Here is a 25675-nt window from a genome sequence, read left to right as displayed (position 1 = left end):
ACAAAAAAAGGGAAATTAGCTCAGCTGGTTCAGAGCACCTCGTTTACACCGAGGGGGTCGGGGGTTCGAACCCCTCATTTCCCACTAAAGCCTTTCAGGAAACTGGAAGGCTTTTTTTATGATCAAAAATTTAAATGGCTCGTTTAGCCGAAGTGGTCGTTTCCCACTAAAGCCTTTCAGGAAACTGGAAGGCTTTAGTGGGTTATCCTTTTGAGTAATAGATCCCTTTCAAAGCGGTCGTCATGCTGAATTTATTTCAGCATCTTTCATACTATAAAGACCCTGAAATGAATTCAGGGTGACGCACGCATAGGATTTACCTTATAAAGATCCTTCGCTACACTCAGGACAACAATATGTTATTTAGGCTCCCACAACTCAATCTTATTACCTTCCGCATCCATAATATGGATAAATTTTCCAAAATCATATGTGGCAACTTCATCGAGTATGGTTACGCCGTTTTCTTTAAGTTTTTCCAATAGCGCTTCAAGATTTTGAACGCGGTAATTGATCATAAATTCCTTTTTCGAAGGGGCAAAATATTCATCTCCTTTTTTAAACGGGCTCCATTGAAGCGTTTCAACTTCATCAGGGTTGTTAAGGTTTCTCGAATCGAAACTCACAGAGCCCCATGCGTTAATTTCGACCCCTAAGTTTTTGGCATACCAATCTTTCGTTTCTTTCGGATTATCTGAAAAAAAGAAAATGCCACCAATTCCTGTCACTTTTGGTGTGCCATCAGCGGCTGAAGTTAAGTTTTTTGAATCTTCCATATTGTTTGTTTTGTGTTTGGTTATAAATTTAAGAAATGTCTGAAAAGTTATTTATTTTTCGATTTATTGTTGACTCTAAGATAGAAGAAAATCAATTATATATCCGAAATTGCCTGCTGAAAAATAGTGGTAAATGCTTAGTAAAATTATCAGGTTCATTTTCTTTGGCAACTACTTTGTAGGCATTTTGGCGGTAGCCCTAACCCTCGAAGCCACTCTTCAGCTGAGGCTGCCTTTTAATTCGCTAAATTATTACCTGTTGCTGTTTTTGGCACCAACCATTTATTATACTTATGCGTATAACAAAGTTTCTACGGCGCCATCTACCACTAATCCTCGAAATCAATGGTATTTTAAACATAAAAATTTTATCAATTGGAGCCAGGCGATACTTTTTATCGCCTGCATGTTGCTGGCCATTAACCTGCTGTACCAGAACTATCGGCATATTTTAGCCCTCCCGATTGGTTATTGGATGGCCATATTGATTATTGTTACGGCCGGAGGCTTATATTATGGCTTGTTGCCAAGATCTTTCCTTAAATTCAATCTCCGCAATACCGGTTGGTTAAAGGCATTTGTAATTGGCTTTGTATGGGCTTGTTGCGCCAATGTGTTACCACTAATTATGCTGAAAATTGAAACCGGCACAGGTTATCACGATTCGGTATTATGGACCTGGTTATTTATTAAAAACTGGATGTTCTGTACCGTAAATGCCATTATTTTTGACATCAAAGATTACCCAACCGACGCCAATAAACATTTGCGCACTTTTGTGGTTCGTTATGGCTTGCGAAGAACAATCTTTAGCATTCTGATTCCCTTATTGATTATTGGTTTAATTTCTTTAGGGATTTTTGCCAGTTACAAAGGTTTCGGCCTGCCGCAGGTTTTATTTAATGTGCTACCCTTTATCCTTACCATTTATGTGGCTTATTCCATGCACCGAAGGAAAAATATCCTTTACTACCTCATGGTTATCGATGGATTGATCTTATTTAAAGCAATATGTGGGATGGTAGGGATGCAGTTTGTGCAATAAGCTGAAAGCATAAAGCCAATGTTATATTTGAAAAGTTCAATCTTGATACCTGATTCCCGTTACTTGATACTATGCTTAACAACTACGATAAAATAGCCAATCATTACGATACATTAAGTCGTTTAGTGTTTTTTAAGTCGCAGGTTAACGCACAGATTAATCAGCTTCAATATATTCCGAAAGGCAGCACGGTATTAATTGTAGGAGGAGGAACAGGTTGGATTCTGGAAGAACTGGCGAGGGTTTATGCCAGTGGTTTAAAAATTGTGTATGTAGAAATATCGGCTAAAATGACCGCGCTTTCTCAAAAACGAAATTATCAGGATAACCAGGTAGAGTTTGTAAATCTTGGTATTGAGGATTTTGAAACCAATATTACATTTGACGTGATTTTAACACCTTTTCTATTCGATAATTTTGCAGAGCAGCGAGCTGTAAAAGTATTCGGACAGTTAAATGGATATTTAAAAACAGACGGATTATGGTTTCTGGTCGATTTTTCACTTCATAAAACCAATGGAAACTGGTGGAAACGACTACTACTCAAATCGATGTATCGTTTTTTTAAATTATTGGGCATTGTAGAGGCCAATCATCTGGTTGATATGAACCCTTACTTTTTGAAATGGGCTTATCAGATTTTAGAACTCCGTTTGTATTATGGTGGTTTTATCAAAGCTGTAATTTTTAAAAAAATAAAATGACATTTAATTAATGCATCTGTGTTGCATTTGTTAGATCAATTCAGATCTTTGTTTTAAAAAGATAAGGATATGGATTTTGATGTAATTATAATTGGAGGCAGTTATGCTGGTTTATCTGCCGCATTAACTTTAGGCCGTGCAACCAGAAATGTTCTGGTAATTGATGGCGGTAAACCCTGTAACAGGCAAACGCCCCATTCTCACAATTTCTTAACACATGATGGCGAACAACCTGCTGATATTTCTGCAACTGCAAAAACTGAGGTTTTGAAATATCCAACGGTGAAGTTTTTAGATGGAAATGCCAATTTGGCCAAACAGATAGCCGGTGGTTTTAACGTTGGCCTGGAAAATGGTCAGCATTTTACGACCCGTAAATTATTGTTGGCTACAGGTTTAAAAGATGTACTTCCTGCCATTAAAGGCTTGGCAGAATGTTGGGCCATTTCTGCTATACATTGCCCTTATTGCCATGGTTATGAAGTGAAGAACGAAAAGATAGGCCTGCTGATGAATGGTGATCACGCATTTGAAATGGCTAAAACCCTTAACCTATGGAATAAAGATTTAACCATTCTAACCAATGGGAAATCACAATTAACGGCCGAACACACGGAAAAACTAAAGTCAAAATCAATTACCATTTTAGAAGATGAAATTGTAGAACTGGCACATACGGATGGCCATGTAAAAAGCATTATTTTTAACAACGGTAAACATTTAGCTCTTAAAGCCATTTATGTTAAACCTGAGGTAAGTCAGCATGTAAATTTTAATGAACAGCTCGGATTCGAATTAACCGATATGAAAATGATAAAAGTAGATGAGCAGCAGCAAACCACTGCCAAAGGCGTTTATGCCGCAGGAGATTGCACAACCATGTTCAGGTCGTTATCCATAATTACAGCCGCTGGAACTATGGCTGCAGTGATGATCAATAAAGAGTTAATTTCTGAAGATTTTTGATTAATCATCGGAAATTAAAATAAGATAGCACCCACAATAGTCGCAATAAACATCACTGCCATTACAATTCTGTCTGCAGTAATCCATTGGTCTCTTGTAAGTGGTTTGGTAACTTTTTTTACGGTTTCTGCTTTGTGCCTCGAAAGCCTGAAAACGGATGTGTCTAATTTAATAATCATGGGATAATGTTTTAATAGGGTCGATTTTCTTAAGACAAATCCCAAGCCAAAAATTTAGAAAAATGTTAAATTGTGGATAACTTATATTTTTTTCTTAATTAATTGATATTTATACGGTTGTAAAATACGGCACATATTAAAAAGGGCAATCAGGCTGTTGGATATTCCATACAACCTGATTGCCCTATGTGTATAGTAAGGTCTTATGACAAGCTTTTTATCTGCTCTTCTTTTGCACGTAGTTTACTCTTCTTTTTGCCGTAACCGAAGTAAATGGCTAAACCAATTACCAGCCAAACAGCCAGCCTTACCCAGGTTTCCCAGGGTAAAAATACCATCATGGCGATACAGGTTAAAATACCTAAAATGGGAATTAATGGCACTAAAGGAACTTTAAACGGGCGTTTAGCCTCAGGGTTTGTTTTTCTTAAGATTAAGATCCCCACACAAACCATTAAAAATGCCAGCAAGGTGCCGATACTGGTCATTTCGCCCACCACATTCATGGGTACAAATGCTGCGAAAAGTCCAATGAATATACAAAGGATGATGTTCGATTTATAAGGTGTTTTAAATTTGGTATGTACATCAGAGAACATTTTTGGCAACAACCCATCTTTACTGATGGAATAGAACATCCGCGATTGTGCCATTAAATCGATTAAAATAACTGAGGTATAACCAATTAAAATAGCCAGAATAATGGCCTGACTTAACCATGCATAGGGTGTTTTTTCGATGGCAATGGCCACGGGTGCTCCGCTATTGGCAAATTCTTTGTAATTGGCTAAGCCCGTCATCACATGGCCAAATAAACCAAACAATACGGTACAAACCACCAATGACCCGATAATGCCAATAGGCAAATCTCTGGCTGGATTTTTAGTTTCCTGGGCAGATGCGGCAACGGCATCAAAACCGATAAACACAAAAAACACTAAACCGGCACCGCGTAAAACACCACTCCAGCCAAATTGACCAAATGTTCCGGTATTTTCGGGGATATAGGGATGGTAATTTGCAGGATCAATATATTGCCAGCCAAGGGCAATAAAAACCAATACAACACCAACTTTTAAAAACACAATAATTCCGTTTACAATGGCCGATCCTTTGGTGCCGCGGATTAATATAGCCGTCATTAATACCACAACCAGTGCGGCAGGGATGTTGATGATGCCCTTAACGGTAGAACCATCGGCGAGTTTAGCGGTTTCGAAAGGGGATAAGGTTAATTGCGGAGGCAGGTAAATATGTAAACTGGCCAAAAACTTGGTTAAATACTGCGACCAGCTAATGGCTACCGTAGCACAACCCACAGAATATTCCAATACCAGATCCCAGCCGATAATCCAGGCGAAAAGCTCGCCCATAGTGGCATAAGAATAGGTGTAGGCACTGCCAGCAACGGGAATCATGGAGGCAAATTCTGCGTAACACAATGCCGCAAAACCACAGCCTAAAGCCGCAATTACAAAAGATAGGGTAACTGCCGGACCGGAATGATTGGCTGCAGCCAAGCCGGTAATCGAAAATAAACCCGCGCCCAATGTTAAGCCAACACCAATTAAAATCAGGTTAATGGGGCCTAAGGTTCTTTTGAGTGTTCCTTCGCCGCTTTGGTTTGCCTCTGCAACAATGCTGGCAATAGATTTTTTCATGAAAATAAGTTAAGACGCTGCAAAATTATTAAAATATATTAATTCTATCGTATTTATATAGTATTAAGTGCGCCGCCATACTTACGAAGTTTAGAAAGGGATTGGGGCGAAGGAAGAACTTCGTAAGTTTACCGGTATAGTAGGCCGGGGCTTCGTAAGTTTAGCGCAATGGCTTGTAACAGCTACCTTTGTTACCTAAACCTGATAGCGCCGGATAGCCCCCGATTTAAGCAAATATTTGCATTTAAGATCTATTTAATCGGGGCTATGGGCAATAGCAGGACTGCAGAAACCGAAGTATTACAGGGCCTTTCTTTTCCAAAAAAACAGTAAAATTTTCAATTATTACTGAATTATTTCTACAGCACAAAATTTTATTTAAAATTATTTGTTTGATAGTCAGCATTTTATAGACTTACTTTTATTTATTTTAGTACTATGTATTGCATGGTAGTATATAAAACATATATCTTTGTTATATGATAGCAGAAAATACGCAAACGCAAATGCGGAAGGGAATTCTGGAATACTGTGTTTTATCAATCATCTCACGTGGCGAAATTTATGCTTCGGATATTATTGCCGAATTAAGGGCGGCAAAGCTATTGGTGGTTGAGGGTACATTATATCCATTATTAACCAGGCTTAAAAACAACGGTTTGTTAAGCTACAACTGGGTAGAATCTACCTCAGGTCCACCGCGTAAATATTATACCTTAACTGAAGATGGTAAGGGTATTTTATCACAATTAGATCAAACCTGGCAGGAGTTGGCTTATGCTGTAGGTATTTCACAAAAAGGAGCCAATTCATAATTTTAAAAAAGGAAATGGAAAAGACCATCATCATAAATATAGGGAACACGATTATTCACATTGAAGAAAGTGCCTACGAACTCTTAAAGGCCTACCTGAACGAAGTAAAACAGTATTTTGCCAACCATGCAGATGACCTTGAAATTGTAACGGATATAGAAAACCGGATTGCCGAACTGTTAACAGAGCAATTGGAAGAGCAGAAAAAACAGGTAGTAGATTCGGCCAATGTAAAATCGGTAATTGCACAGATGGGTAAGGTACAGGATTTTGATACGGCAGAGGAAGGTGAAGAGGAACCTGTGGTTAATAATACCTATCAACACCAGTATGTAGAGAAAAAATTATACCGTGATATGGACGACCGGGTGGTTGCAGGTGTGTGTGCTGGTATTGCACATTATGTAAATGCCGATCCTAAATGGATCCGTCTGGCTACCTTCCTGATCAGCTTTCTGGGTGGTTTTGGTTTGTTGGTTTACGCTTTGTTGTGGATCATCATGCCTAAAGCCAAATCGCGTGTTGAACGTATGGAAATGAAAGGTGAGCCGGCAAACTTACAGGGTTTTCAGAAGAACCTTGACGAAGAATTGCAGGCGGTTAAAGAGCGTTTGGGAGAAGTAAACAAACATGCACAGCCGATACTTGGCCGCCTCGGTATTTTTATCGGTGAGTTTTTCGAATGGCTTGGCCGCTTTATATCAGGCACCGGAAAAGTGATTTTTAAAGTAATTGCAGGCTTTATTGTGGTGTTTGGAGTACTCTTTTTACTCGCACTGATTATTGGTGTTGCGGCTTTCCAGGGTTTTTGGGATGCCAGTATTTATGAATACTTTCCCTTCTCTATTGTTAACGAAGGTAACAGGGGCATCATTCTGTTCGGCGCATTTATTGTATGTTTCGTGCCGATTTTAGCTTTGGTATTATTCTCCATCAGGGTGGCATTTAATAAGCAGGCCATTAATAAAACACTTTCTTTTGCACTGTTAATTATCTGGCTGGCCGGAGTGGCTGTAACGGGTTACCAGGCTGCTAAAATATCATCAGAATTTAAGCAACATGCAGAGTTAACGCAAACAACCGACCTTAAATCTTATCCGGTTTATACCATCAATATTGATAAAAGCAAATATTTCAGTAAAGAGGATAGTGTAGCATACCACATCGATGCCAACAACCGCCACCAGATTGTGGTTGATGATTTTGAAGATGGACCATTTGTTTCGCCGAACCATATCCGCATTGATATTAACAAAAGCGAAACGGGCGTTACACGTTTAACACAGAAATACGAATCGCAGGGCAAAACCTTTCAAAGTGCGTTGCAGAATGCACAAAACATTAGTTACAGTTACGAAGTGAAAAATTCAGAGTTGATTTTTAGTCCGCGGTTTCAATTGAGAAAAGGAACAATCTGGAGAAACCAGGAAGTAAGGTTAAATCTTGAAATTCCGGTAGGTACCAAATTGATTTTAAAGGAAGATGCTTACCGTTATGTTAATAATTACTGGACCTGGGATTGCAGAAATACGGAGAACGACCATAACGATTACAGTGTTTGGGTGATGACGGAAGATGGTTTGAAATGCGTTGCGCAATTAAAAGAAGAGGCCATTAAAAAAGAAGAACTTCAAAAAGAACTACTTGATTTAGAGTTGCTGCAAAAGGATAAAACCGATGATGTGATTTACCAGGATTCTGTTTCAAACAGGATCAGGGAAGTTAAAGGGGAACTGGGGATCAAACTCGAATAATAGTTTAGTTATTTAAAAAAATCGTCATTATAAGCGGAGTGCAACGCAGTCGAGAAATCTATTCTAACAGATCTCTCTCCCGAAAGTTAGGGATTGCGCTTCTGCTGAGATGACGGGTACACCTAAAAAGAAGAAACCATGAAAACATTATTTACGCTAATTGCATGCCTGATGGTGTGTGGGGCTTCTTTTGCCCAAAAATTAAATAAACTCACGGGCAAGATCGTTGATGAAAAGACTGTTCCGGTGTCGTTTGCCATTGTGAGGGTATTAAATTATCCCGATACCACAGCGATTAAAAGTGTATCAACCAATATTGACGGAGAATTTGTAATTGATGAGTTAAAGAGTGGTGCATATCAGTTATCGATTTCGGTTGTGGGTTTTAAAACCAAAAAGACCGATCGTTTTTCGCTAGATGGAGATTTGAACTTAACCGCTATCCGTATTGAAAGTGTAACTAAACAGCTGAATGAGGTGAGTGTTCAGGGTAGAAAACCATTTGTTGAACACCAGATTGATAAAACGGTACTAAATGTAGAAAGCAGTATCGTTTCTGCAGGAAGTACCGCCCTTGAGATTTTGGAAAAGGCACCAGGTGTACAATTAGACAGGCAAAATGAACAAATCCTCCTGAATAATAAAAGCGGTGTAATGGTAATGATTGATGGAAAGAATAACTTTTTATCGGCGTCTGACTTAACGGTCTACTTAAATAGTTTAAGCAGCAGCCAGATTGCTACTATCGAAATTATTACTAACCCATCTGCCAAATATGATGCCGCTGGCAATGCAGGGATCATCAACATCAAATTAAAAAAGAACAAGGCATTTGGTACCAATGGAAGTGTTTCATCAAGTTACCGCAATGCCATCAGGGCTAATTTACCAACCAATATTTACGGATCGGAGCTTAACTTCAATTTAAACCACCGCGTAGAAAAATGGAATTTTTATACCAATGCAAATGCATCAAAAAATAATAATTTTTCGAATCTGTTTTTAGAAAGAAGTACCAATGCCAATGGTTTACAAAGTCTGTTTAACCAGAATTTCCAGAAAATATATAACGGTTCGCGCCTGGCTGCAAAACTTGGTGCCGATTATTACGCAGGTGAAAAAACCACTATTGGTATTATGCTCGATGGCAGCAGAAGCACACGTACACTGGATAATTTTTCGCAAACCTTTATTAATGAGATTAAAGCCGGGGTTACCGACAATAATTCGTTAATCCTGAATTCTGACGCCAATACCCCGAATAAAAATTATAGCGCTAACTTCAATATCAAACACGATTTTAAAAAGGAAGGAGCAAGCTTAAACTTCGATGCTGATTACTCTGGCTTTGATTACGCTGGACTGGAAAACTTTAATACCAATTTTTACGATAATAAAGGGGTTATTTACAACAATACAGTGATCAGGAATAATAGTAAAACAGCCATCGATATTTATGCTGCAAAAACTGATTTTACCTGGCCAATATCAAAAACCACCAAACTGGAAACAGGCTTAAAAAGCACCTATGTTAAAACCAATAACGATTTCCTTTCGTCGGCGTTGGTAAATAACGAATGGCAGAATATAGTGGGGCAAAGCAATAACTTTATCTATAAGGAAAATGTAAATGCAGCCTATGTAAACTTATCTAAAGATTTAGGTAAGTGGCAAATTCAGGCAGGTTTAAGGGCCGAGTATACACAATCTACCGGCACATCGGTAACCAATAATACCGAAGCTAAACAAGATTACTTATCGTTATTCCCAACCGTTTTTATTAATCAGAAGATTTCAGAAAGCAGTAATTTACGTTATTCGTACGGCAGGCGGATAGACCGGCCAAACTACCAGCAATTAAACCCTTTTAATTTTTATATGGATCCTTATACCATACAACAAGGAAATCCATATTTAAAACCGCAGTTTACCAATAATTTTGAAGTAAGTTATAACTACAAAAGTGGCCTCTCTATCTCCCTAAGTTATGCCAGAACAAAAGATTTGATTTTGGATAGTAAAACAGCACAAAATGATACGACCAGGATTGTTACGGTTGGCCAGGGTAACATTGGTAGCGGACAATATTATAATGCAGGTTTATATTTCCCTGTTGCGATCACGAAATGGTGGAATCTGCAAAATAATTTTAACCTGCTTTACAATAAGTTTAATGATGATAACCTCGAAGGCGCTCCTTTTATGCTGAGTAAAGTAGCGTACAATTTTAACATTACCAATTCCATTACCCTGCCTGATAATTGGGCGTTGGAAATTAACTACTGGCTAAATTCGCCACGTGTACGCGGTTTGGAACGGACTACCATTTACCAGAATGCTTTAAATATAGGCGTGCAAAAAAGCTTCTTAAATAAAGCTTTAAAACTTAAGTTAAATGTGGATGATATTTTCCAAACCAATTACTGGAAAGGAACACTCGATTATCAAAATGTAAATTTAAGGGTTCAGAACAATTATATCAGCAGAAGGGCTTCATTCAATATCAGTTATAGCTTTGGTAATCAGAATTTGAAATCAAACCAGAACCGGAAAACTGCTGCGGATGATATTAAGAACAGAGCAGGAGGGTAGGTTTTAGCCGGGAGTCTTTAGTCCGGAGTCCTGAGTTGATTATCCAAACCATCAAGTAAGTAGATAAGTTTGGAGTTGGGCGTTTGTCAATGGTAGAGGTTAGAATTTTTAAATATGTAGAATCGTCATTGCCAGCTCGACTGGCAATCGTAATGCCTTAGTAGGGATTGCAGGTTGCATTAAGATTTCCGCCTGCGCGGGAATGACGACCATTCTTTAGAATCTGTCATTGATAGCCATGAACGATCAACTATTAAACCATCAACCAAGTAGATAAGTTTGGAACTGTGAGTCGACTTCTCTCGTCAATTAACCGATTTAAACAATTAACCAATAACAATGAAAAATATAATATGCAGTATCGTAATTTTAGTTACCACTATAGTATTTGGCTGCCACAACGGAGAGGGAAATTTATCGCTAAGCACACTAGATAACAGTACCGGTTTTAAATTTGTGGCGAAGTACGATGAAAATAAAACAGATAAACTGGAGAAATACCTGGATAGCACCCTGAACAACGAACTTCCCCTGGACCAGAATATAGATCTGTTCGTAAATTTAAACGGCAGCGATAAGTTTAACCTGAAAGCTAAAAAAGGCTGGCTGGTAATCGATTTTGATAAAAGGAACAGCTCTTTAGCGGGTTATATGAAGGTGAAGAAATTAACGGAAGGGATTAAAAAGAAACTATCGGAATGATCGCGTTTTTAACCACAGAGGGCACAGAGAGAAGGCGCAAAGAAACACAGAGTTGGGTGCTTATAATTTAAAGTTGGCGCAGGGAGTTTGGAGTTTGCTCGTCATTCACGACTTGGTTGGGAATCTTAAAGTTATGCGCAAACGCATTAAGATCCCCGCCTGCGCGGGAATGACGGCCAATTTTTAAATCTGTCAATGGTAGAGGTTAGCATTTTTCAAATACATTGGAGGTTTAATGACAGTGCGTAGAATCGTCATTGCCGGCTCGACTGGCAATCGTAATGCCTTAGTAGGGATTGCAGGTTGCATTATGATTAGCTTCGCTGAGCACTTCGTGGTTCCCGCCTGCGCCTATCGTGTGGACACAAATATTAGATTAGTTTTATTTGCTCCTATGCCGCAAGGCATTAAACTTTTGAGGCATCAAAAGTATGCAAAAATGCTTTGTCAATCCGGCAATGTGGCTTCTCACCATCCCACGCTCATCAAAAAAACATCAGCACTTTGTTTTGCTCGTTTGTGCTCAATGAAAGTTTGAGTGATACTTTCACAAAACCACTGCGTTTCAGGTTTAGTAGTGCAAGTTGTCCTATTGTGCAACTGTTTTTTTGATCCTTCCGCCACCTGGGATTGACGGGCGTGCTTCGGTAAGCGCTGTGTTATTTCAAAGCAAGCTAGCATAGTGCCTTATATAGTGCCTGAAAGATGTGTCCACATAATAGCGCCTGCGCGGGAATGACGGGCGATTTTTAAATCTGTCATCCTTGAGCCTGTCGAAGGATGCGTGGGCTTAATCTAATTTAACAATGATACAGTCCTGCGCTTATTTGGGTTTTAACGCTTAACATCAGCCGGAGCATTTGTGGTCGAATCTGCGGTAGCATCCGTATGCGTACTGTCGGTCATTTTGCTCGTATCCGTATACTTATGCATGGTGTCGGCATTTTCCTCCCCAGCTTTTTTACCCGTACATGCTGATAACGTTAAACCAAGAGCAGCGAATAAAATTATTATTTTCGTTTTCATATAAAATGTTATTGGTGTATAAATACAATTCTTTTTTAAAGGTAATTGTTTTGGTAATCGTAAAATTAGTTTGACGTTGATCTGCGTTTTTAATCTTTTTCAATCTGCGGAGAAATTAAACGGGGTGTTAAACAGGTTTCCCGCAAATTTAAGAGAATTTTAATCGGAGGTTAGGTTGGGAAATTGGAATTTTATTTCTTTTTAACCGCAAAGGTCACAGAGAAAAGAAACGCAAAGCGCGCAAAGTGGTACTTCTACAATCATCAACGGGGTAGCATCCAAAGCAATCTACCTGATCTGGCATTTTCTGTTTGGAATTTGGTTATTATTTCCTATTTCGCCATTGCGAACCTGACTATAAATTTAACCACAGATAAAAAGGATGCACACAGATAGAACATCCATCAAAAAACCTGCGTACATCCGTGGTTAAAATTTTAGCTTACCGATGGCTCTCCGCCAGTTCCTGCTGCGCGGCGGGTTTGCAACAGCGTATAAGTGCTGATGTTCTGGTTCAGCAGATTTACGGTTGATGCCCATGGTTCTGCACAATCGTTAATATCGAGGTTCGAATTAATCCGTGTACGCAATTTGTAATACAGATCGTTGGCCGTGTTGCGCAATTCTTTCAGTTTTTCGGTTGGTGCAGTGGCCAGTTCTTCGTTACGTTTAGCGAACGCGGAGGTTTCCTTATCATACCATATAAAGCCATAGCCTTTAAATTTTATGGGTAATTAAACCCGTTAATAAAATGTGGGATGATTTGATTAACCGTGTGGATGGGAAATAATTGATACACAGTTAAAAGGGATAGCACTAAGATAACGAAATGGTTAGTTACTATCAAGAGGGTGAGATTGAAAAGTATTTGGCGATTTTTAACGGCAAAGGGCGCAAGGTAAAGAGGTAGTCCAAAGTCGGAAAGACCGGGGACCGAGGTTTGGTGTACTATAGCGAATCGCCCCTCATCGCGCCATTTCGACTTTAAATTTATTGTATAAAAATCGGTATTATTTACAGAACGTGTTTGTTTGATCACTATTTCAGCGCGATACGTCATTCCCAACTTGATTGGGAATCCTAATGCAATAAGCTAATCGCTTTAAGATCCCCGCCTGCGCGAGGATGACGAACTTTTTAATGTAAGTCTGTTGATAGTTATTAATCGCCCAATCCGTCATTGCGAGAAGGCTTTTTCAGCCGACGAAGCAATCTTACTACTATGGGTTATAGCGATCGTTGTAAGATTGCTTCGTCGTGCCTCCTCGCAATGACGACCGTTGTATGTAAGTCGCAAAAAGTAATTAATCCTATTCGTCATTGCGAACCGAAGGGCAGGGGCGGTGAGGTGGAGTGAAGCAATCTTTTTAATTAAGTTTCAATAACTAAATTGTAAGCACAAGTCTGACCGTTGCACGGGCTAAGGCTCGAAGATTTGCGCTAGAGATGGTTTGGCAAATAGATCTTTTATGTCTATTTTGATCGAAAAATAACTCTCATGAAAGGTTCAATATCAGTTAGTGCAATAAACTTTAAAAATGGAATAACGTTAAATCTTCAAGAAGATTCCATCGTATTATTTGTTGGTGCAAATAATTCTGGAAAAAGTTTGACCTTGAGAGAAATCCATACATCACTTACGGGCCCGTCTGACGCACATACTAAAAGTTCATAATCGATTCTAGTTTAACTTCTAAAAACGGCTCGATTAATGAAGTTTTAGACTTTCTTGAACCAAGAAAAACATCACAAGGTCAATATTCTACACATGGTGAAAATAATAACATAGTAACTAGTTTTTCAGCGGAGCAAATAGTTGTTAGTTGGGCCTCTCAATCAGAATCTAAAATGATAGATGGCAGACCTGTCCATCCTGTAAATCTTATTGGCTTATTTTTAAAGAAATTAGAAACTCAAGATCGTTTAAACCTAGTTAATCCATCACCAAATATTTCATTTGGACAAAGGGCAACCACACCGATTCAGCGTCTGAAACAAAATACTGATATCGAATTAAATTTTTCAAGATTATTTAGAAAGGCATTTAAGCATGATTTGATTGTCAATCATGATGGAGGACAGGTAATACCATTACACGTTGGGGATAGGCCAGAGAGTACTAAAGATAATGATAGAGTATCAAAAGAATATTCCGAAAAGATATACAAAATGGGGCAGTTGCAAACCCAGGGTGACGGAATGAAAAGCTTTGCTGGTGTCTTTTTAAGTTTATTTGCTGATAATTACTCAATAAACATTATTGACGAACCTGAAGCATTTCTGCATCCACCACAAGCAATGCTTTTGGGAGAAATGTTAGCGAAGAATCTTAATCAAGACAAACAGCTTTTCATATCTACTCACAGTGAACATTTTCTTAAAGGAATGCTGGCGTATGGTGGAAAAAGACTGATTGTTGTTAGGCTTCTACGCGAAGGAAATGATACGAAAACAACATTGTTAGATAATAAAGCTTTACAGAAAATATGGAAGGAACCAATACTAAAGCACTCTAATATACTTGATGGATTATTTCATGCAAAAGTTGTACTGTGTGAGAGTGAAGGCGACTCTCGTTTTTTTTCTGCTATATCATCTGCTTTAATCGATGACGCAAATATTAGTTCGCCAGATATACATTACGTTCAGTGCGGAGGAAAACATCAATTCCCAACTGCAATAAATGCACTTAAGAAACTGAACGTACCATTGATTGTCATTGGAGACTTTGATTTACTAAATAATCAAAAACCGTTGGAAGATGTTTTTGTTGGGCTTGGTGGGGTCTGGGATGATATTAAAGATGATTGGAAAATTGTAAAGAGTGACATTGACACTCAACGTCCAGAACTTAGTTCTGATGACATGAAAAAAAACATCATCGAAATTCTCGATAAAATTACTAATACTGTTGTGACGGATGACAATATAAAGGAACTTGAATCAACAATTAAGAAGGCATCAGCTTGGGGCGTAGCAAAACGGTTAGGGAAAAAGTGTATTAGGGCAGGCAATGCAACTCAATCGTACAACAGAATAAATGAAGCTTTTAAAAATCTAGGCTTAATTATTCTTGAGGTAGGTGAGATTGAATGTTTCGATCTTACTGTTGGTAATCATGGGCCAAAGTGGGTAAACAAAGTTTTGGAAAAAGATCTTTTGGAAAGCGATGATTTAAAAGAGGCGCGTGAATTTGTTAAAAAATATATATTAGAAGTATAATCGAAAACCTGTAAACCTATTTTAGGACGATACACGGCCTCAAGCGCTAAGACTTGCGCTAAGTTGGTTTTCTAAAGTCGAAAAAACAAATTGGTATCTTGTATTTGTAACCATTTAATATGCATGCATTATATTTATTACCTTTGCGGCTTTCTAACTAGCAGTTTATTCATGGCCAAAAACAGTATCGGCTCTACCATTACCTATTTCTTTTTAGGCGAGTACTTTTCTGATGCCCTGCGCACCACCATTACTGTGGTATTGCCCATTATTTTATTCTTTTATTTAGGTAACCCCGAGGCTGCAAAAGGAATAGGCGTGGGTGCTTTGCTAATCAGCTTAACCGATTTGCCCGATAACCGCCTGAATAAACTCAAAACTGCCTTATCCAGCATTATTGTGTTTTTCTGCGCTACCCTGGTGGTATCATCAGTATTGTACAATCCATACCTTACCGCGGTAATTGTGGTGTTGGCAGCTTTCAGTTGTTCCATGTTTGCCGTGTACGGACAGAAACTGTCGTTAATTGGTACCATGGCTTTAATTGTGTGCACCTTTGTAATGGGGCTACACCCGGCCAGGCCATTGTATTTTAGCAGTTATATATTGGTGGGTGGCGTTTGGTATTATATCATCAGCCTGATTCAGATTTTGATCCGGCCTTACCGGTCCCTGCACCATGCCATTTTTGAATGTTTAATGAGCAGTGCTGTATTTTTAAATGCCAAGGCTAAAAACTATGATGTGGATGTACCGCTCGATTTGCAACAGAAAGAAGCCATTAAACTACACATTAAAGTAAACCAGAAACATGAGCTGATCCGCAATTTGTTGCTTACCGATAAGTACGCCATGAATCCCGATAACCCCAAAGGCCAGCTGTTGCTGGAGCGGGCGAGGTTACTGATCGATTTATACGAACAGTTGAATGCTGTGCATTATGATTATGCTTTAGTACGCAGTACGCTAGCTACAGGTACGAGTTTAAAACTGATTGCCAACCTGATTGAGTTGCTTGCCAAAGAATTAGAAGAACTGGGTAGGCACGTTCGCTCTGCAAAGGCTTATAAGGGCGAGGTGGCCACCAATATAGAATATTACCAGAAACGTTTAATGCTGTTGCAGGAAATGGAATTACTGAACGAAACCCAGCGCAAAATAGTGCTGAAGGTGGTTTCGAACATGAACGATATTGTACGCATTATCGAAATGATCAGGGGGAATGAGCGCACACCAGAAAAACACCTGCAGGAACTGAGTGGTGCAATTTCTTATCCTTTATTTATTACCGGCGACCGTTTCTCGATTAAAGAACACCTTACCTTAAAATCGCCGATCTTCAGGTTTTCGCTGCGACTGGCTATTTGTTTCCTTTTTGGTTTTTTATTAATCTGGCAGTTGGAGCCAAGTAAATACAGTTACTGGTTATTTTTAACACTGGTGATTGTAGCCAGGCCCAAGTTCTCAATCACCTGGAAAAGGAATTTACAGCGTTTAAAAGGGAGCCTCGGTGGGGTTGTAATTGGTTTGGTCATGATTTATTTGGTAAAGAGTCCGGCTGTACTGCTTTCTTTTTCAGCGGTTTTCCTCCTCGGTTTTTATGCTTTTAACCGCCTAAATTATACCGTTAGTGTGCTCTTTATTACGCCTGCGGTAATTTTAACGCTGGGCAGTTACCAGGGGCATTTCGACCATATTGTGCACGACCGGATTTTGTTTACTTTGTTGGGTTGCGTGATTGCTATTTTCGCTACTTATCTTTTCCCAATTTGGGACAGCCGGCAGTTGAAAGAGAAAATTAATAAAGCCACACACAATAGCTTACAGTATTTAAAGGTAGCCATTGAGCGGAAGGAAAACCTGGGTGAAAATATTTCACGCATGGCACGGAAAAATGCTAATCTGAGTTTATCGGCACTGAGCGAAGCTATTGATTCGGCCAGTCAGGAGCCTATGCGCAAACACCTCGATTTTAATGCGTTGTATGGTGTACAATCAACCATTTACCAGATTAATGCGATTATTACGTCTATCTACCTTTCGCTAAACCATAAACCCGGGCAGGCAGATCCTGCAGTAGTAAACCAAATTGTGAACAACCTGAGCAATGAAGCTGTACCACCAGATACTGCCACGTTGAAACTTGATGAAATAGACCAGGAGAATGATCATTCTACCAAACAGAAACTGGTGCACATTGAAGCTTTATCTGTAGCGTTTAGCCATTTTAATGGTGCTTTTAGGAGAAAATCATCTTCATAATTTGCGAAATCAGCAGAAAATAGCCACGCATATTATTCTCCGCACATTTATGGTAATTAATATAGAACTAAAGTAGTTGGCCATATATCCGTAATAAATTTGATTGATTAACCTTAAAAACTGTTGATATTGATATATTGGGCGCTTTAAATCATATCCCTTATTTATATGAAAAAATCATTGTTAAGCCTTTTTCTGCTCTCTTTTTTAATCCTTACCGCTTATGCGCAAAAGAAACCTAATTTCTGGGACGATGTACAGACCATTAAAAAATACGACCAGATGTACAAACCACCCGTTCATCCGGTGCTGTTTGTAGGCAGTTCATCTATCCGTAAATGGGATGATTGTACACAGATTTTTGCTAAATACAATGCCTTAAACCGTGGCATAGGCGGTGCGGTTATTAATGATATTACGTATTATTTAAACGATGTGGTTTTTCCATATCAGCCGAAACAGATTGTACTTTATGTTGGCGAAAATGACTTGCCAAATGATATGGTAACACCCGACACCGTTTTAAATCGCACCATAAAACTATACCAGGCCATTAGGGCAAAGTTGCCAAACATACCTATTGTTTATATTTCGATCAAACCAAGCCCAAGCAGGGGTAAATTTAAGGAGAAAGCAGTGGCTTCTAATGCCCTCATCAAAAAGTTTTTAGCAGGAGAAGCCAACACCACTTTTGTAAATGTTTATTCTTTAATGTTAACCAAAGAAGGTAAACTCAGGCCGGAATTATTTGTAGCAGATATGCTGCACATGAATGCTACAGGTTATGCCATTTGGCGGAAGGCGGTAGAACCACATTTAATGAAGTAATTTTTAATGCAGTAACTATAAGCACTTAGGTGATCTCAGGTGCCTGAGTTGGTTTATAAAAAGCATAGTTATTTTAATCGTTTTACCACCTAAATCACCATAACGCACCTAAATTTTAATTTGCTGCCCAATCAACCATAGCCCCCGATTGAACGGATCCCGGTTTTCATCCTATTGTGTGAACACAAATATTAGATTAGTTTTATTTGCTCCTATGCCGCAAGGCATCAAACTTTTGCGGCATCAAAAGTATGCAAAAATGCTTTGTCAATCCAGCAAGGGGCCTTTTACACAATCCCCATACACATCAAAAAAACAGTGGCAATTGTTTTGTTTGTTAGGGCTGGGCGAAAAGTTTTTGCAAACATGAAACACAAAACCACTGCGTTTTAGGTTTGATAGTGCCATTTGTACTGCTGTACGCCTGTTTTTTTGATTTTCCTGGCCCTGGGGATTGACGGGCCTGCTTCGGTAAGCGCTGTGTTATTTCAAAGCAAGCTAGCATAGTGCCTAAAAGATGTGTCCACACGATAGGGTTTTCATCGGGAGCAGGAAAAGCGGGGCCGGAGCATAGCTAAGAACCACTGGCATTCCGCTCCAAATTAAGGCACTGATTTTTCCATCTTCTTTTCACCACCTAAGCCACCTTAGTAAGCCTTAGCACGTAATGTTTTATATTCAACCATAAATTGCTTACCTCTTTGTGTTGTAAGTAAGGTGGTAAGAATTAAAATTATATATTTATTATTGCGTTCCAATCATCCCTAACCTTATGTACAAATTTCTACTTGTTATTTTATCCCTTCTGATAGGTTACGATGCCTCTGCCCAGGATCTTTTAGGGATTCCGCAGATCGTGAATTACAATAATGAGCAATATAATGGCGGGATACAGAATTGGGAGGTAAAACAAGATAAAAATGGCATCCTGTATTTTGGCAATAACGAAGGCCTGCTCACTTTTAACGGCAGGTACTGGAACCTTTACCGCCTGCCAAATTATACCTCAGTGCGCTCCATCGGTATAGATTCTAAAAACAGGATTTATGTTGGCGGGCAGGATGAATTTGGCTACTATTATCCAAATGAACATGGGTTTTTAAAGTACACTTCCTTATTAAATTTAGTACCCGAAAACTTACGAAAGCTGGCTGATATCTGGGATATTGCCATTGTTCATGATGAGGTGTTCTTCCGATCGGTAAATGCCATTTTGCATTATAAGGATGGCGTAGTAAAAAGTTATAAAATAAATGCCACCTGGCAGTTTATGGGGATGGCCAACAACAAGGTTTTCTCGCAGAACCAAATTGGTGGCCTGATGGTGTTTGACCATGACATGTGGAAACCTTTTTGTACCGATACCATTTTAAAACGTTTTTCTGTTACCGCAGTTTTGCCCTATGGAGGCGATACTTTATTGGTTTCTACCCTAAAACGCGGATTCTTTTTAATCGTTGATCACAAGCTTATTTCATTAAAAACAAAACTTGATCCTGTTTTTTTTAACGACAGGGTTTATTTTGCCAACCAGATTAGCCAGAACCTGTATGGCGTGGGTACAACATCTGGCGGGGTTTACATCATGAATAAACGCGGAGAACTGGTACAGAAATATAATTACAGGGAAGGCCTGCAAAATAATAATGTAAGGAGTATTCTGCTCGACAGGGATAAAAATATGTGGCTGGCTTTAGATGACGGAATAGCCTATGTAGCCATTAACAGTGCCATTAAAAATATTTTTCCCGACCGCAATAAACAGATTACCAGTTATGCTTTCAGGAAGTTTAACCAATCCATCTATATCGGCACATCAAACGGTTTATATACCGCTAAACTAAATGCTGCCACACCTGATTTAAGTTATGCCACAGCAAATTTTGAGGAGGTAAAAAATACTAAAGGGCAGGTTTGGGGCCTGGATGAGTTTAACAGCCAGTTATTAATGGCACATGAGGATGGTACTTACCTGATCCATGAAAATAATGCAAAATTACTTTACAGTTTACCAGGTACCTGGATGTACCAAAGCCTCGATAATGTTTATCCCAGCAGTGAGGTAATTGCCGGTACTTATTGGGGCTTGCAAAAATTGACCTATAATGGCAATACATTTACCAATGGAGGAAAAATTGAAGGTTTAAGGGAAACCCTGCGCTTTATTGTGGCCGATAATAACAATCCCGATCAGATTTGGGCATCGCACCCTTACCACGGGGTATATAAAATTGAGCTAAAACCTGATCACAGGAGCATATTGCGCACCACCATGTTTACCGATAAAAACGGACTGCCGGATAAACTTTATAATTATGTTTACCATGTAAAAAACAGGGTGGTAATTGCTACCGTTGATGGAGTTTACGAGTACAATGCAGCAAAAAACAGGTTTATCCGTTTAAAGTTATTGGGTAATGCCCTTAACGGAGTATCGATTCAGTACTTGAAAGAGGATAATGATGGCAATATATGGTTTGTAACCAATAAAAAAGTTGGTGTAATCGATTTTAAAAAGCCTGCCGGAGGTAATGCCTTTACTATTTTTTACCTGCCTGAGCTTGATGGTAAAGTAGTTGGCGGTTTCGAATCTATTTATGCAATGGATAGCCAGAATATATTTATTGGCGCTAACAAAGGCGCTTATCATGTAAACTATGGTAAATACATTGAAAACATAACCAAACCAAATGTGGTGTTGGGAATGATTAAATTATTTGGGAAAAAGGATAGTGTGGTATTTGGCGGTTATTTTGTTAAAAAGGGTGTAATTGCACATAAACAGGATGAAAACGTTTTTCCCGAATATGCCAATAGCCTAAACTCCATTCATTTCGAATATGCATCAACCTTGTTTGAGCATGATAAAAATATCACATTCAGCTACCAGCTGGTGGGTTTCGATCGCGAATGGTCTGCATGGGGTACTAAAAGTGAAAAAGACTATACCAATTTGCCCGCCGGTAAATACACTTTTAATGTTAAAGCCCGCACCGATGTAGGTAACGAATCTGCACTGGTAGGTTATACTTTTGTTGTTTTGCCTGCCTGGTATAATACCATTTGGATGAAGATATTTTATTTCATGCTGATGATCATCCTGGTCAGGTTAATCATCAGGTGGCAAAAACAAAAACACCTAAAAGAGCAGGAGCGGATGAGTTACCTGCACCAGCTGGAACTAGACCGGAACGAAAAAGAAATAGTACGCTTGCAGAATGAAAAGCTGGAGGCTGATGTAAATTATAAAAATAAAGAGCTTTCTACCATGACGATGCACCTGGTGCAGCGTGGTAAAGTGCTCGCCAAAATTAAGGAAGTAATTTCTACAGTAATCAAAAACCACGATATCAGCGAAAGTTCGCCAAGCTTCAGGCATTTAATCAGGCTGATCAGAGATGTAGAAAAAAAAGACCAGGAACTGGATCATTTAAGCGTACACTTTAACCACGTAAATACCGAATTTTTTAATAAACTTAAAGACCTTTACCCCGATTTAAGTCAGAACGACCTGAAATTTTGTGCCTATTTATCCATGAATCTTTCCTCAAAAGAAATGGCACAGCTGATGAATGTAACCATAAAAGCCATCGAGGTAGGCCGTTACCGCCTGAGAAAGAAACTTCAATTGAAACCAGAAACAAATTTATATGAATTTCTGATCGAAATAGCCCGACAAAAAGCCCCTTAAATCAATGTTTTTGTTACAATTGTGACGAATGATGAGGTAATTGTTTAAGTGTCTGTTTTTCAGTTGTATTGCGGCTGCTGTGTAGGGCTAATGTAGGCCTGTATTTCGTATTTTTTCCTTAAATGAGGTCTTGTGTATGGTTTGTGTAGTAGCGCTAAATTGTGCTATTGTATGGCGCCTCCTATAGATTTGATTTTAATAACGGGCCACCAAAGCCCATGGTCATTAACTAACCAAATATTAACTTAAAACTAAATTCTATGAGAGGAAGATTTACACTCGTATTCTTCATGTTCTGTTTCCTGGTATTTCCGATGGCCCTATTGGCACAGGATATTCCCGTTACAGGAAAAGTAACAGAACAAAATGGTGATCCTTTACCGGGCGCAACAGTAAAGCTTGATGGAACAACCAAAGCCGCATCAACAGATGCCAATGGTGTTTTCGTTATTCAGGCACCGGTAGGTGGAAAATTAACCATCAGTTTAATTGGTATGGCTACCCAAACCGTAACTGTTCCAGCAGGCGGTCGCATTACCATTGCATTAAAAGCCGATTCGAAAGATTTAACCGAAGTGGTTGTGGTAGGTTATGGTACACAAAAGAAAAGTGTGGTAACCGGAGCAATCTCGAGCGTTAAAGCATCCGATCTCGAAAATCAACCGGTAGTACGTATCGAGCAATCGTTACAGGGTAGGACTTCGGGTTTAACCATTGCGGCTACTTCCGGTCAGCCAGGTTCGAGTTCAACTGTACGTTTAAGGGGTTTTACTTCTTTCGGTAACAGTAAAAACGATCCGCTTTGGGTAATCGATGGTGTGGTAATTGATGCCGGTGGTATCGGTTACTTAAATCAGGATGATATCGAATCGATCGAGGTATTAAAAGATGGTGCTTCTGCAGCTATTTATGGTACGCGTGCTGCTGCCGGTGTTATTTTGGTAACTACCAAAAAAGGTAAAGCAGGTACATTGAACATTAATTACAGCGGTTACTATGGTACACAGGCACCTGCTAAAAAACTCGATCTGCTAAATGCTACACAATACGCCACATTGCGTAACCGGGCTTATGATGCAGGTTTTATTCCAGGGCCAGGCAAAGTATATAAACTTCCATTTAGCGATCCATCATCTCTTGGTGAAGGTACAGACTGGCAAGATTTAATCTTTAATAACAGTGCACCAAAACAAAATCATGAGTTTAGTGTGTCTGGAGGAACAGATAAAGTATCTTATTTTACCTCATTTGGTTATACAGATATTACCGGTATCGTTGCTTCACCTGTTTCTAAATTTAACAGGGCAAATGTGCGTATCAATACTTCATTTAAACCGATTAAACAAATCACTTTTGGAGAAAACTTAGGTTATAGCCACGGTGTAAACAGCGGTATTGGAGAAACTAACCGCGAATTCGGTGGTATATTGAGTTCTGCAATCAATTTAGATCCGGTTACTCCTGCCGTTATTACAAACCCTACAGGTCAGACTGATTTTTATCCTGTATCAACCACCTCACCTCAATACATTGCTGCAACAAGAAATTCTGATGGTCAGTTGTTTGGTATTTCTCCTTATGTAGGTCAGGAAATGAAAAACCCACTTGCCCAGATACAGAATAGATTAGGTAATTACGGTTATGATCATAATATTGTAGGTAATGTTTTTGCAGATATTGAGCCGATTCCGGGTTTACACGTACGTTCATCTTTAGGTACAAAAATGGCTTTTTATGGTGCTAATTCTTTTAATCCGATAGCTTACTATAACTCATCAACCCCGATTAATCAATCTTCTTTAACAAGGGAAAATACTTATGTAATTAACTGGAATTTAGAGAATACAATCTCTTATAATAAGGTTATTGATAAGCATAACTTTACCATATTATTGGGTCATGGAGAGTATAAGGATGGTAACCAGCGTAGAGCAACAATTGTTTATAATAACATCCCTGCCAAAACTTTTGATGAAGCCTCTTTTAGGTTTAATTCGTTGCCAATAGACAGACAGAATAGTACCGGAGGTGATGGTACCGATCATAGAATCAACTCATTATTTTCAAGGATCCAGTATAACTACGGAGAGAAATACCTGTTTTCTGCTTTGATCAGACGTGATGGTTCGTCAAGGTTCGGAGGAAACAATAAATTCGGTTATTTCCCATCGGGATCTATCGGTTGGGTACCAACTTTAGAGAATTTCTTCCCTAAAAACGATGTACTTACTTTCCTTAAAATAAGGGCGAGTTATGGAGTAACCGGAAATGATGGTATTGGCGACTTTCCTTATATTCCAATCGTAGGTGCGGGTGCAGACCGTAACTATGTATTCGGTTCTACAAATGAAACAGTATATGTAGGCTATAGCCCCGGTGCGCCAGCCAACCCTGATCTGAAATGGGAAGAGACCAGCCAAGCAGATATAGGTATTGATGCAACCTTGTTCCAAAACTTAACCTTAACTGTTGATATCTACAAGAAGAAAACAACTGGTATCCTTCAAAATCCACCAATTCCTGGTTATGCAGGTTACGGAAGTTTCGCGCAGAACGTTGCCGATTTAGAAAACAAGGGTTTAGAGATTGAATTGGGTTACAGAAAAAAATTAGGACAGGTAGATTTCGGGGTTAATGGAAATATATCTTTCTATAAAAATAAAGCAACCAAGTTATTGCCGGGCAATTTATTTCAGGAAGATAATAGTGCTACTTTCCAGAATTTGGGAGGTATCACCAGAACAGGCTTGAATTTGCCATATCAACAATATTTTGGGTATAAAACCTTGGGAATTTTCCAAAGCCAGGCTGAAGTAGATAGTTATGTAGGTGCTGATGGTGTAACCAAATTACAACCAAATGCAAAGCCAGGCGATCTAAAATTTGCAAATCTAACTAACGATAACCTTATCAACCCTGATGATCGTACTTACTTAGGTAACCCCAACCCAACAGTTAGTTATGGTCTTACCATTAACTTGGGTTACAAAAACTTCGACTTTACTGTTTTCGGTAGTGGTTCTGGAGGTAATAAAATTTTTCAAGGCCTAAGAAGGCTCGATATTACCAATGCCAATTACCAAACTAAATATTTAGATGCTTGGACACCTACCAATACTGGGGCTAAACTTCCTAGAATTGCGGATGGCGATCCAAACAAAAACTATTCAAATTTTACAGATTTATATTTAGAAAGCGGCAACTTTTTTAGGTTAAGAACCATGCAGTTGGGTTACTCTTTACCGAAAGATATGATTAGTAAGTGGGGTATGAAGAGATTAAGAGTGTATGTGTTAGCTGAAAACTTATTTACTATTACAAAATACACCGGCTACGATCCTGAACTGGGCGTAACTGCAGATGCGGGTGGTGGTGCACAGTATGGTATTGATCGTGGTGCATATCCACAGGCAAGGGCATTTTTGTTTGGATTAAATGTTGGATTTTAATAG

Annotated in this window: 17 protein-coding genes and 1 tRNA gene; 13 read left to right on the top strand and 5 right to left on the bottom strand. The window is 39.0% G+C overall.

What is annotated here, in order from left to right; translation table 11 throughout:
- Nucleotides 1-9 precede the first annotated feature (9 nt).
- Nucleotides 10-84: transfer RNA gene (locus R2R28_RS23975), tRNA-Val, on the top strand.
- 275 nt (nt 85-359) lie between these two features.
- On the opposite strand, the gene R2R28_RS23970 is transcribed toward R2R28_RS23975, so the two are convergent.
- Nucleotides 360-776, bottom strand: a complete 417-nt coding sequence (locus R2R28_RS23970; RefSeq protein ID WP_316828188.1) for a VOC family protein — start codon at nt 774-776, stop codon at nt 360-362.
- A 133-nt stretch (nt 777-909) separates the two neighbouring features.
- Here R2R28_RS23970 and R2R28_RS23965 point away from each other — a divergent pair, with 133 nt between their 5' ends.
- The 3 genes from R2R28_RS23965 to R2R28_RS23955 all read left to right on the top strand — a co-directional run bounded on the left by R2R28_RS23965 (nt 910) and on the right by R2R28_RS23955 (nt 3491).
- Nucleotides 910-1821 (top strand): hypothetical protein, encoded by a 912-nt coding sequence (locus R2R28_RS23965; protein ID WP_316828187.1) that lies wholly within the window; start codon nt 910-912, stop codon nt 1819-1821.
- Between the two features lie 71 nt (nt 1822-1892).
- Nucleotides 1893-2525 (top strand): class I SAM-dependent methyltransferase, encoded by a 633-nt coding sequence (locus tag R2R28_RS23960; RefSeq protein ID WP_316828186.1) that lies wholly within the window; start codon nt 1893-1895, stop codon nt 2523-2525.
- A gap of 69 nt (nt 2526-2594) precedes the next feature.
- Nucleotides 2595-3491 (top strand): NAD(P)/FAD-dependent oxidoreductase, encoded by an 897-nt coding sequence (locus R2R28_RS23955; RefSeq protein ID WP_316828185.1) that lies wholly within the window; start codon nt 2595-2597, stop codon nt 3489-3491.
- Between the two features lie 14 nt (nt 3492-3505).
- Here the strand turns inward: R2R28_RS23955 and R2R28_RS23950 are convergent, their stop codons facing one another.
- Nucleotides 3506-3670 carry a hypothetical protein gene (locus R2R28_RS23950; RefSeq protein WP_316828184.1) on the bottom strand — a complete coding sequence of 55 codons (165 nt, stop codon included), beginning with the start codon at nt 3668-3670 and terminating at the stop codon, nt 3506-3508.
- Between the two features lie 203 nt (nt 3671-3873).
- A complete protein-coding gene (locus R2R28_RS23945; RefSeq protein ID WP_316828183.1) occupies nt 3874-5331 on the bottom strand; it encodes an amino acid permease in 1458 nt (485 codons plus the stop codon).
- A gap of 479 nt (nt 5332-5810) precedes the next feature.
- On the opposite strand from R2R28_RS23945, the gene R2R28_RS23940 reads away from it, so the two are divergent.
- The 4 genes from R2R28_RS23940 (at nt 5811) to R2R28_RS23925 (ending at nt 11194) form a co-directional block, all read left to right on the top strand.
- Complete coding sequence (locus R2R28_RS23940) at nt 5811-6146, top strand: PadR family transcriptional regulator (RefSeq protein WP_316828182.1); 336 nt, start codon at nt 5811-5813, stop codon at nt 6144-6146.
- A gap of 14 nt (nt 6147-6160) precedes the next feature.
- Nucleotides 6161-7900 carry a PspC domain-containing protein gene (locus R2R28_RS23935; protein WP_316828181.1) on the top strand — a complete coding sequence of 580 codons (1740 nt, stop codon included), beginning with the start codon at nt 6161-6163 and terminating at the stop codon, nt 7898-7900.
- A 138-nt stretch (nt 7901-8038) separates the two neighbouring features.
- A complete protein-coding gene (locus R2R28_RS23930) occupies nt 8039-10492 on the top strand; it encodes an outer membrane beta-barrel family protein (protein ID WP_316828180.1) in 2454 nt (817 codons plus the stop codon).
- Between the two features lie 339 nt (nt 10493-10831).
- Complete coding sequence (locus R2R28_RS23925; protein WP_316828179.1) at nt 10832-11194, top strand: hypothetical protein; 363 nt, start codon at nt 10832-10834, stop codon at nt 11192-11194.
- 834 nt (nt 11195-12028) lie between these two features.
- Here the strand turns inward: R2R28_RS23925 and R2R28_RS23920 are convergent.
- The gene (locus tag R2R28_RS23920; RefSeq protein WP_316828178.1) at nt 12029-12220 is read right to left on the bottom strand and encodes a hypothetical protein; all 192 of its coding nucleotides are present in this window, start codon (nt 12218-12220) and stop codon (nt 12029-12031) included.
- 437 nt (nt 12221-12657) lie between these two features.
- Nucleotides 12658-12843, bottom strand: a complete 186-nt coding sequence (locus R2R28_RS23915; RefSeq protein ID WP_316828177.1) for a hypothetical protein — start codon at nt 12841-12843, stop codon at nt 12658-12660.
- A gap of 1225 nt (nt 12844-14068) precedes the next feature.
- On the opposite strand from R2R28_RS23915, the gene R2R28_RS23910 reads away from it, so the two are divergent.
- From R2R28_RS23910 to R2R28_RS23890, 5 genes are all read left to right on the top strand, one after another.
- Nucleotides 14069-15442 carry an ATP-dependent nuclease gene (locus R2R28_RS23910; RefSeq protein WP_316828176.1) on the top strand — a complete coding sequence of 458 codons (1374 nt, stop codon included), beginning with the start codon at nt 14069-14071 and terminating at the stop codon, nt 15440-15442.
- A gap of 171 nt (nt 15443-15613) precedes the next feature.
- Nucleotides 15614-17704, top strand: a complete 2091-nt coding sequence (locus R2R28_RS23905; protein WP_316828175.1) for an FUSC family protein — start codon at nt 15614-15616, stop codon at nt 17702-17704.
- Nucleotides 17705-17872: 168 nt separating this feature from the next.
- Nucleotides 17873-18532 (top strand): GDSL-type esterase/lipase family protein, encoded by a 660-nt coding sequence (locus R2R28_RS23900; protein ID WP_316828174.1) that lies wholly within the window; start codon nt 17873-17875, stop codon nt 18530-18532.
- A 772-nt stretch (nt 18533-19304) separates the two neighbouring features.
- Entirely contained in the window at nt 19305-22223 is a 2919-nt protein-coding gene (locus tag R2R28_RS23895; RefSeq protein ID WP_316828173.1) for a triple tyrosine motif-containing protein, read from the top strand.
- Nucleotides 22224-22483: 260 nt separating this feature from the next.
- The gene (locus R2R28_RS23890) at nt 22484-25672 is read left to right on the top strand and encodes a TonB-dependent receptor (RefSeq protein WP_316828172.1); all 3189 of its coding nucleotides are present in this window, start codon (nt 22484-22486) and stop codon (nt 25670-25672) included.
- Nucleotides 25673-25675 lie beyond the last annotated feature (3 nt).

Source organism: Pedobacter miscanthi, from assembly GCF_032678605.1.
Taxonomy (GTDB): domain Bacteria; phylum Bacteroidota; class Bacteroidia; order Sphingobacteriales; family Sphingobacteriaceae; genus Pedobacter; species Pedobacter miscanthi_A.
The sequence above is the reverse complement of the archived record's forward strand: the minus strand, read 5'-3'. Positions and strand labels throughout refer to the sequence as shown.

Coding starts and splice junctions, on each gene's coding strand:
- R2R28_RS23950 (WP_316828184.1), bottom strand. CDS start 3,670: ATGATTATTAAATTAGACACATCCGTTTTCAGGCTTTCGAGGCACAAA.
- R2R28_RS23970 (WP_316828188.1), bottom strand. CDS start 776: ATGGAAGATTCAAAAAACTTAACTTCAGCCGCTGATGGCACACCAAAA.
- R2R28_RS23910 (WP_316828176.1), top strand. CDS start 14,069: ATGATAGATGGCAGACCTGTCCATCCTGTAAATCTTATTGGCTTATTT.
- R2R28_RS23895 (WP_316828173.1), top strand. CDS start 19,305: ATGTACAAATTTCTACTTGTTATTTTATCCCTTCTGATAGGTTACGAT.
- R2R28_RS23920 (WP_316828178.1), bottom strand. CDS start 12,220: ATGAAAACGAAAATAATAATTTTATTCGCTGCTCTTGGTTTAACGTTA.
- R2R28_RS23900 (WP_316828174.1), top strand. CDS start 17,873: ATGAAAAAATCATTGTTAAGCCTTTTTCTGCTCTCTTTTTTAATCCTT.
- R2R28_RS23955 (WP_316828185.1), top strand. CDS start 2,595: ATGGATTTTGATGTAATTATAATTGGAGGCAGTTATGCTGGTTTATCT.
- R2R28_RS23940 (WP_316828182.1), top strand. CDS start 5,811: ATGATAGCAGAAAATACGCAAACGCAAATGCGGAAGGGAATTCTGGAA.
- R2R28_RS23930 (WP_316828180.1), top strand. CDS start 8,039: ATGAAAACATTATTTACGCTAATTGCATGCCTGATGGTGTGTGGGGCT.
- R2R28_RS23965 (WP_316828187.1), top strand. CDS start 910: ATGCTTAGTAAAATTATCAGGTTCATTTTCTTTGGCAACTACTTTGTA.
- R2R28_RS23960 (WP_316828186.1), top strand. CDS start 1,893: ATGCTTAACAACTACGATAAAATAGCCAATCATTACGATACATTAAGT.
- R2R28_RS23925 (WP_316828179.1), top strand. CDS start 10,832: ATGAAAAATATAATATGCAGTATCGTAATTTTAGTTACCACTATAGTA.
- R2R28_RS23945 (WP_316828183.1), bottom strand. CDS start 5,331: ATGAAAAAATCTATTGCCAGCATTGTTGCAGAGGCAAACCAAAGCGGC.
- R2R28_RS23905 (WP_316828175.1), top strand. CDS start 15,614: ATGGCCAAAAACAGTATCGGCTCTACCATTACCTATTTCTTTTTAGGC.
- R2R28_RS23890 (WP_316828172.1), top strand. CDS start 22,484: ATGAGAGGAAGATTTACACTCGTATTCTTCATGTTCTGTTTCCTGGTA.
- R2R28_RS23935 (WP_316828181.1), top strand. CDS start 6,161: ATGGAAAAGACCATCATCATAAATATAGGGAACACGATTATTCACATT.